Origin of the sequence: Geotalea uraniireducens Rf4 (genome assembly GCF_000016745.1) — a bacterium.
GTDB classification, from domain to species: Bacteria; Desulfobacterota; Desulfuromonadia; order Geobacterales; family Geobacteraceae; genus Geotalea; species Geotalea uraniireducens.
This window is the reverse complement of sequence record NC_009483.1, coordinates 86378-103750: the sequence shown is the minus strand read 5'-3', so window position 1 is coordinate 103750 and position 17373 is coordinate 86378. Positions and strand designations below refer to the sequence as shown.

Below are 17373 nucleotides of genomic sequence, written 5' to 3'. Positions count from 1 at the left end.
TTCCCCCCTACTGGTTGGCGTGGCAGCTTACACACTTCAGCTGCGCACCCCAGGTGATGCCGGGCTGGTTCACATGGCACGCCGTGAGGCACGTCTTGGTCTGGACATCCCAGGTGGAGATGCTCAGGTCAGAGCTGTCATAGGAATCATCCGCCTTGTAGTTGCTGTTGCGAGACCAGCCAAGGGCATTGCCAACATTGGCCAACTGGGCCTTGGTTTTAAATGTAATCGGCGCAAAGGCGACATTCTTGGTGCCGTTGATGTGCAGGGCGGTGTTGACGATCTGGCCCGGCTGCAGCGGTGTTCTGCTGTTCGAGGTATGGCAGTTGGCGCAACGGAAGTAGCTGCCGGTACCGGTCATGGCGTAGGTATCGATCTGCGTACTGTCCACGATGCCGCTGTGGCAGGTATAGCAGCTGATGGTCGTCGCCATGGCAGGATTGCCGTGGGCCATGCTCCCGCTCGAGGAGTAACCGAGGAAACCGTTCAGATTGTTCCCCCTGGAGTTGTTGCGGAAGTGGATGCCGACCATGTGGCCGCTCTCCTTATAGGGAGGCGAACCGTTATTGCCCATGCTGGACGCTGCCACGTAATGGGACTGACCGGCATACTGGGGCGGGTTATCGTGGCAACCGCCGCAACGGTTATTACCAAACGATCCGCCATACCAGTTTGGAGTCTGCTTGTAATCGCCGGCCGCGAGGCTGAGAGTCCGGCCGTTCGAATGGCAGTAGACCGTTTCGCAGCTGATGTTGTTTGCTCCTCCCCTGGTGTAGCCGTTGGCATCGTCACTAACCAGGTTGTTGAGGGTCGACAGGAAACCGGCACCTGCCTTGTTTTTGTTGAGCGTGATGTCGATGTAGCTGTTGCGGTGTTTGGCCGGATCGGTTGGATGGCAGTTGGCGCAGCCGAAGCTATAATAGGTACCGACGGAGCGGTTGGCGGTAAAGTTGTAGAAAGTAACCGAGCCGGAGGTGAACAGATTACCGACATGCTTGGCATGGGTCGCGCTGAGGTTGGGATGACAAGCCGTACAGCCGGTAGTAGACGCGTCACCCCATTTTGGGGTTCCCGAACCGTGACAGCTTATATTGTTACAGGTCTTGTTCGGCGAATCATACCAAGCAGATAATCCGGCCTTGCTTGTGTTGAAATCAACGTTAATGGAGCTGTTCAGGTGGAGCGATCCCGGCTTGATTGCGGTGCCTGTCGGGACGACGGTATTGATATGGCAGGTGTCGCAGCTTGATGCGCCGGCAGATGCGTGGCTCTGGTGACTGTTTGCCCGGAGTCCGGCCTGGTTCTGATAGTTTGGCTCACCTGCCGTGGCGGCGAAGGTACCTGAGCCGGTTGCGGCACCGTGGCAGCCGATGCAGTTGGAAAATGCCGGGGAGGTATTCCAGTCAACCGCCACACCCGTGCTTCCCTTTCCATCGCTGTGGCAGTATGCGGCGTTGCAGGCAGTCTTGCTGCTCCCCCCCATCACGCCCGAGTAGTTGGCGAAGCCATTGGCGTGCAGCATCCTGTTGCTGAAGGAGGTATCGGTATTGACAACATTGGCGTGGCAGTCGGCGCAGCCGAGATTATTGCCGATGTCCGGGTTGTTGATGTGGGCCGTGTGCTTGCCGGTGCTGATCGGGCCGTTGCCCGCATTGCCGCCGTGGCAGCCGGAGCAGCCGAGGGTGTCACCCCATGTTGCCGCCGGTGAACCGGAGCCGTGACAGTTGATGTTCGAACAGGTTTTCCCCGCGCCGGGCGTGAAGGTCTTGCCCGCAATGGCGGAATTCTCGTAGCTGATCACACCATTGGTGTGGTTCCCTTTGATGGTCGTGCCATCGGTATTTACCGTGTTTGTGTGGCAATATACGCAGGTTGCTGCGCCAGCGCTACCTACGTGGATCTTGTGGCTGTTGGCCCGTGGCTGGCCGGCACCCTGGGTGGCGTAGTTAGGCTCGCCCGCTGCACTGGAGAAGTCAGGTGCCGTGTCGTTGCCGTGGCACCCCACGCAGTTGCTGAAGACGGTCGTCGATTTCCAGCCATTGCCAAGGCCAAACGCAACATTCTGCGCCCCTTTGCCGTCGCTGTGGCAATAGCTGGCGGAGCAGGCTCCCGTTGCCGTGTCGTAGCTCGAGCTCTTGCCCGCCCGTGCCCCGGAGTAATCGACATAGCCGTTGCCATGGAGGTTCCGGTCGGCGAAGGAGCGCTCATCGGCATTGATTGTCTTGGCATGGCATGCAGTACAGCTGTAGTTGGAGCCGAGATCGAGGTTGTTCATATGGGACTTGTGACGACCCGAGCTGATCGGGGCAAAGCTTACGGCATTGTTGCCATGACAACCGGTGCAGTCTGCGGATATGGGAGCGCCCCAGGTCTGGGTGAAGGAACCCTTGCCGCCATGGCAGCTGATGTCGCTGCAGTTCTTGCCTGCCCCGTAAACAAAGGTCTTGCCTCCGCCGGCAATGACATCGATGGTCTTGTTGAGAACGTGAGAAGTGCTGTCCTGAATGATCGCACCCGCGGCCGTCACCGTCGCGCCGTGGCAGAATACGCAGCTGTCCGCACCGCTGTCCACATGGTTCTTGTGACTGTTGGCGCGGGCCGTATCGGCCCCGGTGCTGGCGTAGTTCGGTTCGCCGTTCACGCTGGCGAAGTCTGCCGGAGAATTGTTGCCGTGGCACCCTTTGCAGTCAAGCTGTACGGCCGCTGAAGATTTCCAGCCATTGCCGCTGGTGAACGCTACGTTCTGCTGCCCCTTGCCGTCGGTGTGGCAGTAACTTGCGGAGCAGACGCCGGTCGCTGTGGTGTAGCTGTTCCTGTTGCCGGCCAGCGGTGATGTAAAGTTCTTGAAGCCGTTGCCGTGAACCGAGGCGTCGGCGATGCTCCGGTCATCGGCATTGGCGGTCAGGGCGTGGCAGTTGGCGCACGCATAGTCTTTGCCGAGCACGATCTTGTTGTTGATATGGGCCTTATGTTTGCCCGAGCTCATCGGCGCGAAGCTCAGCGCGTTGTTGCCGTGGCACCCGGTACAGTCGGCCGGGAAGAGCTGTCCCCACCTGGCGGGCGCCGGGCCACCGTGGCAGCTGATGTTGGCGCAGGTACCGGTGCCGGGGTCATAGCTGAAGCTCTTGCCGCCGCCGGCCGCCACATCACGCGTGCTGTTGGTATGGAAAGCGCCGGACTTGAGAGAGCCAGCCGCCGTCACCGTGTCGTTGTGGCAGTAGACGCAGGTTGTTCCGCCAACTCCACCCATGTGCCGCTCGTGGCTGTTGGCCCGCAGCTGCGATTCACCGGCGTTTGGATAGTTCGGCTCGCCGGCGGTGCTGCCGAAGGCGGGCGCCGTATCGTTTCCGTGGCAACCTGCACAGTTGCTGTAGACTGTTGCCGACTTCCAGCCGTTGGTAAGGCCAAATGCAACGTTCTGCTTGCCTTTGCCGTCGGTATGGCAATACGTGGCTGAACAGGCACCCGTTGCCGGATCGTAGCTCGGACTCTTGCCCGCCTGCACCCCGGAGTAATCGACATAACCGTTGCCGTGGAGGTTCCGGTTGAAAAAGGAACGTTCATCGGCGTTGATGGTCTTGGCGTGGCAGGCGGTACAGTTGTAGTTGCTGCCGAGATCGGCATTGTTGATGTGGGACTTGTGCCGACCGGAACTGATCGGGGCAAAGCTGACTGCGTTGTTGCCGTGACATCCGGTACAGTCGGCTGTAACCGGAGTGCCCCAGACCTTGGTAAAGGAGCCTTTGCCGCCATGGCAGCTGATGTCGCCGCAGGTCTTGCCGGCGCTGTAGGTAAATGTTTTACCATTGCCTGCCTTGACATCGATACGCCTGTTGACATGGGTACTGGAGTTGAGAAAAATGCTCCCGGTAACGGAAGCCGTATCGGCATGACAGAAGACACAGCTGGCTGCTCCACTGTCCACATGGTTTTTATGGTCATTGGCCCGTAACGTCCCGGCACCGGCGCTGACATAGTTAGGTTCGCCAGCGGTAGAGGCAAAGTCTGCCGGACTGCTGTTGCCGTGACACCCGGTACAATCGAGGGTAGCAGTGGATTTCCAGCCGTTGAGGCTGGTGAAGGGCAGATTCTGTACTCCTTTACCGTCGGTGTGACAGTAACTGGCCGAACAGACGCCGGTAGCGGTCGAGTAGCTGCTCCTGCTGCCGGCCAGCGAGCCGGTGTAGTTTTTGAAGCCGTTGCCGTGAACAGAAACATCGGCAATGCTTCTGTCATCGGAATTGGCAGTCAGTGCGTGGCAGGTTGCACAACGGCTGTTTTTGCCGAGCACTGTTTCGTTGTTCATATGGGCCTTGTGCTTGCCAGAGCTTATCGGGGCGAAGCTCAGGGCGTTGTTGCCATGACAGCCGGTACAGTCTGCAGGGAGAGACTGCCCCCATTTGATGCTGGAGGGGCCACCATGGCAGCTGATGTTCGAGCAAGTCCGGTTACCCAGATATGTAAAGCTCTTGCCTCCACCGGCTGCAACGTTCTTGGAGCCATTGAGATGGAATGTATTGGTCTTGAGACCCGTATCCGACACCGTGTCATTGTGACAATAGACACAGGTAGACATGCCTACACCGCCCATGTGGCGATCGTGGCTGTTGGCGAAGGTGGTATCGGCACCCGTGTTCGCGTAATTTGGCTCACCCGAGGCGCTGACAAAGGTCCCTCCTGATGAGTTGCCGTGGCATCCTTTGCAATCATTTATTACCGAGCCGTCTTTCCAGCTGACAGCTATGGCCGGTGAGCCCCCCTTGCCGTCACTGTGGCAGTAAGAGACGGAACAGGTGCCGGTTGAAGAATTGTAGCGCCCGGCCCTGGCGCCAGAGTAGTCGGCCAGTTTGTTGACGTGCTTTGAGATATTGCTGATTGTAGTATTATCACTGACGGTATTGGCGTGACAGGTGACGCAGCCGTAGTTTGTGCCGAGGAAACCGGCATTATCCACATGGGCGGTATGCTTGCCGGTATTTACGGCATTCCCAGCCTGATCTGCCTTGTGGCAGGCTGTACATGCCAGAGGACCTGCAGTTCCCCAACCAATCACCCTCTTATTCCCTTTACCATCACTGTGGCAGTAGTTTGCCGAGCAGTTATCGTAGCCGTTGCCTGGTGTGTTGGTCGGCATCTGGCCGTAACTTCCGCTATAGGTGTTGAAGACAACCTCGACATTATTGTTCAGGTGGTTCATGAGTGTGCCGTCGGCGCCGGCACCGAAGTGGCAGTCACCACAGACATAGGCGTAATTGCTGATATGTTTGGGATGGGCGCCGGTACCTATCGGCGCAGCATCGGTCCGCTTGCCGCCGTGGCAGCCGTCGCATGTCAATGTTGTTGAACTGCCCCATCTGACCAGCTTGTAATTATCCGGCCCGCCGACTCCTCCCTGCGGCTGGACATTGCTGTGGCAGTATATGTTGTCGCAATCCCCGTAGGGGGCGACACCGGGAAGTGTTGCAGTTGAAAAATGCTGATACCCTTTATATGTGGCGGCAGCACCCTGACCGGACATATTCCAGGTCACATGCCCATTGACCATGTGTGGGCTGACGTAGTCGGGGTGGCACTTGGTGCAGGCCAACTGCAGGTCACCCACATGCCTCGTATGTGCACCGGGGATCCCCGGGTTCGGCGGGTTCGCAGAGGTGGTGCCGTGACAAGCCGCGACACTGCAGGAACCAAGGGGTCCGTTTGCCCAGGAAATCTCTCCCGTGAGAGCCTTACCCGATGGAGCCGCCCACCCATCGCCATGACAGTAAACACTGCATGTCGTTCCCCACGCAGTGGTGCGGTTGAGCACCGTACCAGGGTTCCCTGGAGCAACGGCAAAATTGTTGTTGAACGCCGCATTATCGGTGGCAGTGATTGTACCGGACATTACTGTGGAGATGCCGGAAAATGCCGTCCAGGTCTTCCTGTCGATCCTGAAGCCGAATTCGATCATGCTGTTGCCAAGCAGACCATGGCCAAAATTGTTGTGGCAGGTGCTGCACTCCATCCCTTCCTGTGAACGGTGGGTGCCGTGCGCACCCGCATCGACGGGGGGAATGGGACCGAGGGCGTTGCTTATAAGCTGTGATGGATTGGTCGGCGGGACGCCGTGGCAGTCCGTACACAACCCGGGCTGTGGGGGACGATAACCCAGGTTGTGCTTATGGCAGGCATTGCAGTCCTTCTTGTTGCTCTTGTGTTCCGGGTGAGTCAGAGAGTTTCCGGTTTGAACGAGTTTGGTGGCACTGTAGTTGTGGTAAATAGTCCTGTGATGGCAAACCTCGCAGACATTGCGGGAGCCGTCGACATAGCTCGTCCGTAAGTCATTGCCGAACACACCGGTCACAGCATTGGACGTAGCGGTATAGCGGTCAAAGATGACCCGCCTTTTTCCGGTCGGGGTGGCAATGGTATAGTTGACATACTTTATATTGTTTTTCGCCAGTTTGTTATGGCAGGTGCCGCAGGTATACTCGGTTCCCCAAGTACCATATTTGCCAGAAGCACTGTTAACGCTGTTATGGATCAATTGGGGAGCGGCGGCATTTGCAGTTGCGGGGGAAATATTATCCGCTATAAAAAAACCAATGATCAGAATGGCCATGCCAACAACTGCCATGACACTTATCCGGGCTTTGCTGCTCTCTGCAGCAACATTTCCCACTATCCGGTGTCTCATATAGTTTCTCTCCCCTTTGACTGCGAATCGGCCCCGCACCAATAATTTAATTAAGCTTAAATCATTATACAGGCCCGGAAAAACCCTTGAAATATAACGGCAAGCTCCGCCTAATCACGCTAATTAGATTTAATTTATTATGAGATAATTTTGCTAACTGGCTATTATCACTCTGATTACATTCAAACATTGCAATTAACAGGTTATGTTAAGCACAATTAATGCCAACATTTTATGCGTATACAGAGGTGTACAATGAACGTCTGTTTTCCGGTGATTGTCGCATTTTTCCCGATATACAATTCAGGTAATCCTGCTACACTTTATGAGCGGAAAAACTTATCCAGGAGAACATGCCCGAGCAGTACTGAGCCTGAAGGAGATGGCCGAGGCAAAAGAGCGGAGCGGGAGTTAAGACTTGGGGGCGGGTCTTGAGATGGCGAAGGTAAGAGATTAGCTGGAGGCGAAACAATGGTCAAACGCGGTACACCACCCGACACGATCGAACGGTTCGAACCCAAGGTGCGTCAGGGGCTGATCGTGGTCATCACCGGTCACGGCAAGGGGAAGACCACCTCGGCGCTTGGGATGGCGTTGCGTGCCTGCGGCCACGGCATGCGGGTCTGCATCATCCAGTTCATGAAGGGTGACCTCTACGCCGGGGAGTGGGACAGCATCAAGCGGATGAACTGCGCCATCGAGCTGCACGCCACCGGCAAGGGGTTCTGCGGCATCCTGGGAAACCCTTACCCGTGGGACGAGCACAGGGCCAACGCCCAGGATGCCATCGACCTCGTCCAGGAGAAGATATCATCCCATAACTATGACCTTATGATCCTCGACGAAATCAACAACGCCATCAAGCTCAAGCTGGTCGACCTGGAACAGGTTCTGGAGATCCTCCGCATTAAACCGCCGATGATGCATCTGATCCTCACCGGCCGAGATGCCCACCCGCAGGTGATCGAGCTGGCCGACACAGTCAGCGAGATTCAAGAGATCAAGCACGCCTACCGCAAGAGGATCGAGCCTCAGCCAGGAATCGATTATTAACAAAACACATTATCCCCTACCTTGCATACCCCGCTACTGGCAATGTAGATGTCCCCCTGCGGCGAATCGCGGGTTAGTTCTCTTTGCGTCCTTGGCGGCTTTGCGGTTCAAAGGTCTTGACTGGAATCGTTCCCTGCACTTCAGCCCACGAACAGCCCCATGAACGCCTCGACAGTCATGCTCTCCAGGCGCTGCCGGTCGAGGCAGAGTGCCATTATCTTCTCCACTTGTCCGGCGGGGAGACGACCGGCAAGATTCGACTCGCATTTCTGCAACAAGAGAGGGAGACCTTCTGCCCGACGCCGGCGATGGCCGAGGGGAAACTCCACCTCCACCTTCCCGGTGCTGCCGCCATCCTTGAAGAATATCTCTACGGCATTGGCGATAGAACGCTTGTCAGGGTGGAGGTACTCCTTGCTGTAACGAGGGTCTTCCATTACTTCCATCCTCTCGCGCAACCGGTCGATACGTGGGTCCGCAGCCACGGCAGCCGCATAATGGTCGGCGGTCAGTTCGCCGAAGATGAGGCCGATGGCCACCATATACTGAATGCAGTGGTCGCGGTCTGCTGGGTTGTAAAGCGGGCCGCTCTTGCTGATGATCCGGACGGCCGATTCCTGGGTGGTTATGACGACCCGCTCGATGTCGTCGAGCCTTCCCCTGACCTGGCCATGAAGCTTGATGGCGCACTCCACTGCTGTCTGGGCGTGAAACTCGGCGGGAAAGGCGATTTTGAACAGAATGTTCTCCATGACATGGGAACCATAGGGTCGCTGGAAGCGGAACCGTTCCCCCCGGAAGGAAACGTCATAAAACCCCCAGGTTCCGGCGGTAAGGGCGCCTGGATAGCCGCTTTCACCCGCCATGGTGAGAAGCGCCAGGCGGACTCCCCGGCTCGCGGCGTCTCCTGCAGCCCACGACTTGCGGCTTCCCGTATTGGGAGCGTGACGGTAGGTGCGGAGACTCTGACCATCCACCCAGACCTGGGAAACAGCATTGATGATTTCCTCCCTGCCGCCGCCCAGCATCCGGGTTGCCACCGCCGCGGAGGCGAGTTTGACCAGCACCACATGATCGAGTCCCACCCGGTTGAAGCCGTTTTCCAGCGCCATCACCCCCTGGATCTCATAGGCCTTGATCATGGCGGTCAGTACATCGCGCATCACCAGTGGGGCCTTCCCTTCGGCAACCCTCCGGCGACAGATGAAATCGGCCACCGCCAGAATCCCCCCGAGGTTGTCGGAGGGGTGCCCCCATTCGGCGGCGAGCCAGGTATCGTTGAAGTCGAGCCAGCGGATGAGTACGCCGATGTCGAAAGCTGCCTTGACCGGATCGAGTTCAAAGCCGGTGCCGGGGACTCTTACCCCGAGCGGCACCGTGGAGCCGGGGACATGGGGACCGAGAAGCTTCGTACATTCCGGAAAGCGTAGCGCCAGCATGGCGCACCCCAGGCTGTCCATGAGACAATGGCGGGCGGTTTCATAAGCCTCTTCGCTCGTTATCTCGCAATCGCACAGATAGTCGGCTATCGCCGCCATCTCCGGGTCCGGAGAGGGGCGGATGTTCATGTCGGCCAGGGTCGTCATGGCTTTTCTATCCCCTCTGATCCATGGGCAGATACGCCATCGGTTCCGGCCCTGTATATTCGGCGATCGGCCGGAAGATGCGGTTTGCGGCGCGCTGCTCCATGACGTGGGCCGACCAGCCGGCAACACGGGCAAAAACGAAGAGCGGTGTGAACATGGTCGTCGGGATGCCGCAGAGGTGGTAAGCGGAGGCGCTGTAAAAATCAAGGTTGGGAAAGAGCCGCTTCTCGCGCAGCATTACTTTCTCGATCCGCTCGGATACCTGGTAAAGCAGCATGTTGCCGCCGGCTTCAGAGAGCTTTTGCGACCATTTCCGGATGATGGGAGAACGCGGGTCCATTTCCTTGTAAACCCTGTGACCGAACCCCATGATCTTTTCCTTGCGTGCCAGCATTTCAAGAAGACCTTGTTCTGCCTCATCCGCCGAGCCGAAGCGGCTGATCAGGCGCATCGCCTCCTCATTGGCGCCGCCGTGCAACGGCCCGCGCAGCGTCCCTATGGCGGAGGTAATGGCCGAGTAGAAGTCGGACAGGGTGGAAGCGGTAACACGGGCGGAAAAGGTGGAGGCGTTAAACTCATGCTCTGCGTAGAGGATGAGGGAAGCATCCACTGCCCGGCGTTGCAGGTCCTCCGGTTTTTTCCCGTGGAACAGCGCCAGGAAGTGCCCTGCCATACTCTCCTCGCCGGATTCCGTAGAGATGCGCCGGCCGCCTGTTTGATAATGGTGCCAGTACAGGAGCATGGAAGGAAAAGAGGCGAGAAGCCGTTCCGCTACCCGGATTTCAGAACTCGTAGCCTCAGGTTCGATGGCGCCGAGGGCTGAACATCCGGTGCGGAGCACGTCCATGGGGTGGGCTGACGCCGGCAACTGTTCGAGAACCGTCTTCAGTTCGGCCGGCAGGCTGCGCAGGGCCATGAGCCGATTCCGGAAGAGCGCCAGATTTTCCCGGTTGGGAAGTTTGCCGTGGATCAGAAGATGCGCCACCTCCTCGAAGGTCGACTGCCGGGCCAGATCGTCGATTGCATAGCCGCGGTAGGTGAGGCCCCGCCCCTTTTTCCCCACCGTACTGATCGCCGTTTCACCTGCAACTACCCCTTCCAGCCCAGGGCTGTAAGTCCCGTTCATAGTTTTTCCTCCTTTCCGAACAGCTCGTCCAGTTTACGTTCGTAGTCATGGTAGCCGAGGAACGCATAGAGTTCGGCACGGCTCTGCATGATGTCAACGACACTCTTCTGCGTCCCCTCCTCCCGGATCGCCCGGTAAACCCGCAGGGCTGCGGCAGACATGGCACGGAATGCCGAGAGCGGATAGAGGGCCAGGCTCACACCGGCGGCGGCGAGTTCCTCGATATCAAACAAGGGGGTGACGCCGAACTCGGTCATGTTGGCGAGCACCGGCAGGCCGGTTGCATCCGCAAACCGCCGATAGTGGGAAAGCTCGGTGAGTGCCTCGGGGAAGAGCATGTCCGCTCCGGCGTCACGGTAGCGGCAGGCCCGCTCGATGGCGGCTTCCAGTCCTTCCACCGCCACCGCATCGGTCCGGGCCATGATGACGAAATCGGGGTCGATCCGGGCATCTACCGCCGCCTTGATCCGATCCACCATCTCTTCGGCGCCGACCAGAGCCTTGCCCGGCCGATGTCCGCACCGCTTGGTAACCACCTGATCCTCAATATGTACCCCGGCGGCTCCTGCCCGGCTCATCTCCCGGATGGTGCGGCCGATCATGAACGCGTGTCCCCAGCCGGTGTCCACGTCAACCAGGAGCGGCAGACCGGTGGCACCGGTTATTCGCCGCAGATCTTCCAGTACATCCGTAAGAGTGGTCATCCCCAGATCGGGGAGGCCGAAGGAAGCATTGGCCACGCCGGCCCCGGAAAGATACAGGGCACGAAATCCGCTTTGCTCCGCCATCAGGGCTGCATAGGCATTGATAACCCCGGCAACCTGCAGCGGCTTTTCCTCGCTGAGAGCAGCACGCAGCAATCCGCCTGGAGTGTGCTTAACGTTCATGTCGACTTCTCCGGGATTCTGTTTTGCGTACACTTACAAAGCTTAGCGCTGTATGGTCCGCAGTCAATATGAGAAGAATATGATAATCACGCAAGGCAGTTCGATATCTCCCCAGAATTACGCTACGAGGGAAATAATCAAAATCGATTCAGGGACAGCTCTGCAACCAGGCTGATCGCCATAACATTCTTACCTGCCCCTGTCGTTCTTATCTATTTCTCCCTTATGATCGTCATCTTGGTGGTGATCATCATCCTTGTCATCCTTGTCATCTTTGTCATCTTTGTCATCACCCTTGTCGCCGCAGTTCCCGTCACTCGACATGTCATGGGGAACCAACACAACTGCGCTTGCAAATGTTTTGCTGCCATCTTTTCGCGTTAAAACAGCGGTGAAGGTGTATTTCCTTCCATCCATGTCGTTGCCGTTTCGCCAAGCCTCCAGAAGCACGATGCTCCCCAAAGTGAGTTTCGTGAAGTTGTACTCGCCGTATTCATCGGTCAGGGTGATATTCAGCGATTTGAGATCGGCAGGGGGCACGTTCAGCACGCCGTTGATGGTAACCGGCACCATTTTGTGATTGGGTGGCCAAATGATCGTTGGAGACGGCGTCAGGACAATGTCCGCTCCAGATTGCTGCACCACGATCCTGACCGATACGATAGAGGTGTTGTTGGCGGTATCGGTGGACTCTGCAGTGACGATATGCTCGCCCAGCGACATGCCGCTCACCTGTATCTGCCAGGTAGTGGGTGTGGGGTAGATGATCGTGCCTACCGTCGCGGTTGGGCAGGCGACGGTGACCGTGAGGTCGGTTTCCCTGGTGCCGCTGAGCAGTACGGAACTGGCTGTGATCGGGCTTTGCACCGGGTTGATGGCCAGGGCCGGCGGGGTGGTGTCGTAGATGACGTTGCGTTGGGTCGTGGTGCTGCTCCCCACCTCGTTGGCGGCGGTAACCACGATGGCATAGCTCTTTTCCTGGGTGAAGGTGAGCGCCTGCTGGAAGCTGTCGTTGACCAGCTGGGGCGTGTAGCTCTGCCCGTCCATGGTTATGGTGACGCCGACCTGGGTGTAGGGATCGGAGGCAGTACCCATGAGGATCAAACCGGACTGGTTGGTGCGGATATCCTGGGGCGGATCGATGACGGCCAGGGACGGCTTCTGGTCGTCGTAGATCACCGTCCGCTTCTGGCTGCTGGTGTTGCCGGCCAGATCGGTTGCGGTGACTTCGATGGTGTTGATGCCGGGGATCAGGCTGACCGAGGCGCTGAATCCGGTGCCGTCCATGGCGGCCTGCTGGACGGATGCCCCCAGTTTGACCGTGACGGTCGAGGTCTCGTTGACTGTCCCGGTGACGCTCATGATGGCCGACGCGGTCTTGGCGTTGTCGGCCGGAGCGATGATTGTGAGCAACGGCGCGGTCATGTCCAGGTTGATGATACGGACATCGGTGCTGTTGTTGCCCGCCAGGTCCGTGACGACGACGGTTAGGGCGTTGGGACCTGGTTGAAGCACCAGAGCCTGACTGAAGCTGCCGTCCTGGTTCAGCGCCATGTCGACACCATTGATGACGAGTGACTTGATTCCGGAGGAGTCTGTTGCTGAACCGGCAACGTTGAGTACCTGGATGTTGGTGTAGGCGCCATCGGCCAGGGTGGAGACAGTGAGGGATGGCGGAACGGTGTCGATTATGTAGTCTTCGGTTTTCACTTCACTGTCGTTGCCGACGTTATCGATAGCCAAGAAGCGGAGGGTTGTGCTGGCTGCTATCTGAATCGGCGTCTGGTAGACGACCGAAGTAGCATCGGGTGTGGAGCCATCGACAGTGTAGCGGATGACGGAAGGCTCATTGGCTGAGAGGATGACACTGCGGGCAGTATTATAGATGCCTCCCGCAGGGGAGACGGAGAGCGCAGGAGGTGTGGTGTCGAGCACAATTTCGGCGACTACGGGCACAGACCAATTGCCGGCCAGGTCCTGATAGGAGACGTAAACCCGTTTGAGTTCGTCACCTTGGGTAAGGTACCAGCCCCGAGTTGTGACATAATTTTCTGGATCGCTCCATACGTTGCCATCGTTACTGATGCGCATCTTGGATACACCGCTCTCGTCGCCTGCCGCAAGCGTCAAGGTGACCTGACTGGAGGCGGTGGCTCCTGCTCCGTTGTTGATGGCAATGCTGCCGACTGGAGGGGTTGTGTCGTAGAAAATCTGGGTGGTGGCCGTGCTCTGGTTTGTGGCGGCATCCAAGGCAAAGACGCTGATGGTGTTGATGCCTGCGCTCAGCCCGCCCAATGCGGCACGCCAGCTGGTGGAGGTCGGGTATTCCACAGCTCCAACGGTGGCCGTTGCGCAGGATACGACAATCGATGCCCCCTCTTCCCTGGTGCCGCTTACGGGCTGGCTGTCCTGGTTCGTTGGGCTTATGACAGGATCTATGATTAACGCCGGGGGCGTTATGTCGTAAATGATGTTCCTGGTCACGATTGAAGTGTTGCCAACCTCGTCGGTTGCGGTAATGGTGACGGCATGGAGCTTCTCTTCAGTAAATGTCACTGGCTGCTCGAATACTCCGTTGACAAGAGCCGGATAGAACGTCTCGCCGTTGTAGGTAAGAGCCAGGGTGACTGCCGTGAGGGCGTCTGAGACGGTGCCCTGAATCACGATACTGCGCACATTTGTCCTTATGTCTTGGGCCGGCTGCTTAATCGAAAGCGACGGCGCCAGGTCGTCGAAGATGACACTTCTCTTCTCGGTGCTCCGATTTCCTGCCAAGTCGGTAGCGGTGACTTCGATGGTGTTCTGTCCGTAGTCGGCGGTAATGCTGCCGCTGAAAGAGGTCCCCTCCATGCTGACAGGCGGGGAGACCCCCTTGAACATAATCTCCACGGTTGCATTCTCGTCGACGGTCCCGGAGATCACAATCTGCTGCTGTGCGGTCTTACTGTTGTCAGCGGGGGTTATGATCTTAATCACCGGCGCCTTTTGGTCGAGATAGATGGTGCGGGTGTCAGTGGTGGTGTGGTTTGCAACATCGGTTGTGACGGTGGTGAGGACGTTTTGTCCGCTCTGGAGAACGATGGCGTAGCTAAAGGTGCCATCCGCGTTCACGGCAACAACTTCATTGTTTATTTTAAGCTCCTTCACGCCGGTGTCATCGGTGACGGTTCCAGAAACGTTGAGGATCTCGTTTCGCGTATAGGAGCCGTCGCTTAATGTTGAGACGTGGAGTTCTGGTGGTGCGGTATCGATGACGAATTGAACTGGACCAGAAACTGCGGTATTCCCCGCTCTGTCAATCCCGCGGAATATAACGACATGGGTCGCGGTAACCTGCGGCTGGCGCCATGAACCGATGTAGCGGCCGAGTGCCGGATCGGCAACGGCCATCGGCAACCATGTGCTGTTGTCGATGCTGAACTCAACCTTGTCCACGCCGCTGTGAGCATCTGCGGCAATTACGGCAACTTGTACGGTAGAGTCATAAATTCCTCCATGATTCGGCGAGATAACGGTAAGAACCGGCGGGATTCCATCCTTTACTGAGAAGGAAGCGGAGGCGAGGGTCTTTTGTCCCGCTGCGCCAGTTGAGGCAAGGGTGACGATGTAGGGCTTCAGCTTCAGCCCTTCCGTTGGGATATCGATACTCCCTTTACCGGACACATTAAGCGCAAGGGCCATGGGGTAATCGAAAGACTCCACGATGGTTTGGACATCCGGTTCGATCACGTTGATTTTGAAAAGGCCATCAACCGGGACATTACCGATGTTGGTCAGGGTAAATTCGGCAGTTGCATGGTTGCCAGCCGAAACGACGGCAGGCGTTGTTGAGATTGTTCCTCTGAGCTGGACGATGCTGTTTATCCTGAAAGGTACGGTTTTGGTCGATACTATGGCTCCATCAAGCCAAGTCTCGACTACAGCTCGGTAATCTCCCGCCAGTGCAAGTCCGGTGCTCCATATTTCGGAATGAGAAGCAAGCGTTCCAGGAAAGAAATTTACATCGTTCTTATCGTTGGTGAAGAGAAGCTTATTTCCAGAATCAAAAATGCTTGTCTTTACCTGGAATTGCGGCACGATGTAGTTCCTTCCGTCGTTTCGCACGGTAACGTCGAGTGAGACATTGTCAAACGGAGCATAGGCAGTTCTGTCGGAAACGGCCGTTGTCGTTACTATTATTTCAGGCAGAATGGCAAACGGCACTACCCCTTCCATGGCGGCTGTAGTCTGTTTCCAATGGACGTGATAACACCCTGCGAAGGTAGAGCCGGTGTTCCATTTTAAAGAGATGGTTTGACGCCCGCCGTAAGAAAGACTGACGTGCGATCTGTCGAATGTATAAACCGTATTGCCGGCTTCGTCTTCTATGAAACCGTCATAATCAGCCTCGGCGGCGGCACCGTTGTTGCGAACCTCCATGGTAATGCCGACATCCTGTCCGGCGGTATATTGAGGCACATTGACCGACGCCGTAACAATTAGTCCATCCTTGTCAGTTACATAAATTTCCTTAGAGATGTAGTTGTTTGTCTCGTCGAGCTCGGTGACCTTATCTGCAGGATCCAGAATGGCAATCACTGAGTAGGTCCCGGTGAGACTGCCAAGGATAAAACTTCCCCCTATGGTTTCCTCTGCGCCCCCTTCCATATGGGGTATAACGTCAGATTTCAGCAGTTTCAGATCTCCTGCCGGATCCCACAGATAGAGGGAAGCCTCCACATTGTCGATTGCCACATTGCTGAGGTTTTTGACCGCCGCCTGCAACAGTACATTCTCGGATGGTTTCGGGGTAGTTGGGTAGGCGGTTAAGTTCACAGGGACTACGTCAGGAAGGAAAGCAGTATCATATCTGACTGTGATCTCCTCTGAAACTTGACTTGCATTTCCGGCTGCATCCACTGCAACTGAACTGAAAGTGTTTTCTCCCTGATCAAGCCGGATGCCCTTTAGGGCGAAATGCCCGGCAAGATAGGCCGAATGCAAAGTACCATATTCTAGACACCATATCCTTCCATCCTTCTCCCAGTTGGCATAGGTGATGTTCCCCGTTACTTTCTTAACCAGCCGAGATTCTCCGGTCAGAGTAGAGGCAAGCAGGGCGTACCCCCCACCAGGTTCAGCCTTCGCGAATAGTATTTCACTACCGTCAGGAGACCAACTTGGAATAATAGAGTAGTGCACCGAAGCAGCAACTTCGCTCGTTTGGCCTGTCATCAAATCGTAGCTGAAGATGCTGTAACCTGTTCCTTTATTTGCCCTGAACGAGATCCTTTTCCCATCAGCAGACCAGTTATGGGTATTTTGATTGGCAGTTCCTACCAGAGTTGTCACAGCAGTTTGTAAATCAATTACCTTCAGTGTAGAACCATCGAAGAATGCGATTCTGCTTCCATCCTGGGACGGTTTCGGATTGTAGGCAAAAACACCATGTGTTACCTGTGTTTCCGCACCAGAAATGAGGTCCTTTGACCAGATTTCCTGATAGCCATTTTTGTTGCTGGTGAAAATCACCTTTGTCCCATCTGCCGACCATGCGGGGGTCTGTTCATAGACATACAGACCTGCTGTCAACGGTGTCATTTTTACCGTATGCACGTCAAAGACAGCGATCCGGTCATTCCCCCTTGAATCGTAAAACTGCATGGCTATTTTGTCGCCAGCCGCATTCCAAACGGGATTACGTGCACTTTCTGCCAATAGAGTCTCAACACCTGTTGACAAGTTTTTCTCGTACACGTTGTTGAATAAAGTGTACGCTGCCGATGTTCCATCAAGTGAAAAAGCTATGTCACTCCCGGAGAAAGAAAAGGATTTGCTCTCTACCAAGTGCGAAGCAAGAGCGACTGCCTCACCAACCTTTTCACCTTCCTTGAAAATAAAGACATTGGCACCCGGTTCGGTAAAGCCTGCGACATCGGCCAGTCCGTCATAGACAACAGCCGGGATCCCTGTAACGGATGGATAATGGAGGATCGGTTTATCAGGCGGCAGGGTGTCACTTGGAACAGCGAAAACCTCTTTTGAATAGGGGCTTTCATTCCACAT

6 protein-coding genes are annotated in these 17373 nt (G+C 56.5%); 1 reads left to right on the top strand and 5 read right to left on the bottom strand.

The annotated features are described in order from the left end of the window. Window positions 1-7: 7 nt before the first annotated feature. Window positions 8-6676, bottom strand: a complete 6669-nt coding sequence (locus GURA_RS00375; RefSeq protein WP_011937020.1) for a CxxxxCH/CxxCH domain c-type cytochrome — start codon at window positions 6674-6676, stop codon at window positions 8-10. Window positions 6677-7147: 471 nt separating this feature from the next. On the opposite strand from GURA_RS00375, the gene cobO reads away from it, so the two are divergent. Then, the gene (gene cobO / locus GURA_RS00370; RefSeq protein ID WP_011937019.1) at window positions 7148-7729 is read left to right on the top strand and encodes a cob(I)yrinic acid a,c-diamide adenosyltransferase; all 582 of its coding nucleotides are present in this window, start codon (window positions 7148-7150) and stop codon (window positions 7727-7729) included. A 140-nt stretch (window positions 7730-7869) separates the two neighbouring features. Here the strand turns inward: cobO and GURA_RS00365 are convergent, their stop codons facing one another. From GURA_RS00365 to GURA_RS00350, 4 genes are all read right to left on the bottom strand, one after another. Beyond that, window positions 7870-9315 carry a bifunctional 2-methylcitrate dehydratase/aconitate hydratase gene (locus GURA_RS00365; protein ID WP_011937018.1) on the bottom strand — a complete coding sequence of 482 codons (1446 nt, stop codon included), beginning with the start codon at window positions 9313-9315 and terminating at the stop codon, window positions 7870-7872. A 7-nt stretch (window positions 9316-9322) separates the two neighbouring features. Further along, window positions 9323-10441, bottom strand: a complete 1119-nt coding sequence (gene prpC, locus GURA_RS00360) for a bifunctional 2-methylcitrate synthase/citrate synthase (protein WP_011937017.1) — start codon at window positions 10439-10441, stop codon at window positions 9323-9325. Beyond that, the gene (gene prpB, locus GURA_RS00355; protein WP_011937016.1) at window positions 10438-11328 is read right to left on the bottom strand and encodes a methylisocitrate lyase; all 891 of its coding nucleotides are present in this window, start codon (window positions 11326-11328) and stop codon (window positions 10438-10440) included. The genes prpC and prpB overlap by 4 nt, the downstream gene beginning before the upstream one ends. Before the next feature lie 189 nt (window positions 11329-11517). Further along, window positions 11518-17373, bottom strand: coding sequence for a chitobiase/beta-hexosaminidase C-terminal domain-containing protein (locus tag GURA_RS00350; RefSeq protein ID WP_011937015.1), 5856 nt, complete (start codon window positions 17371-17373; stop codon window positions 11518-11520).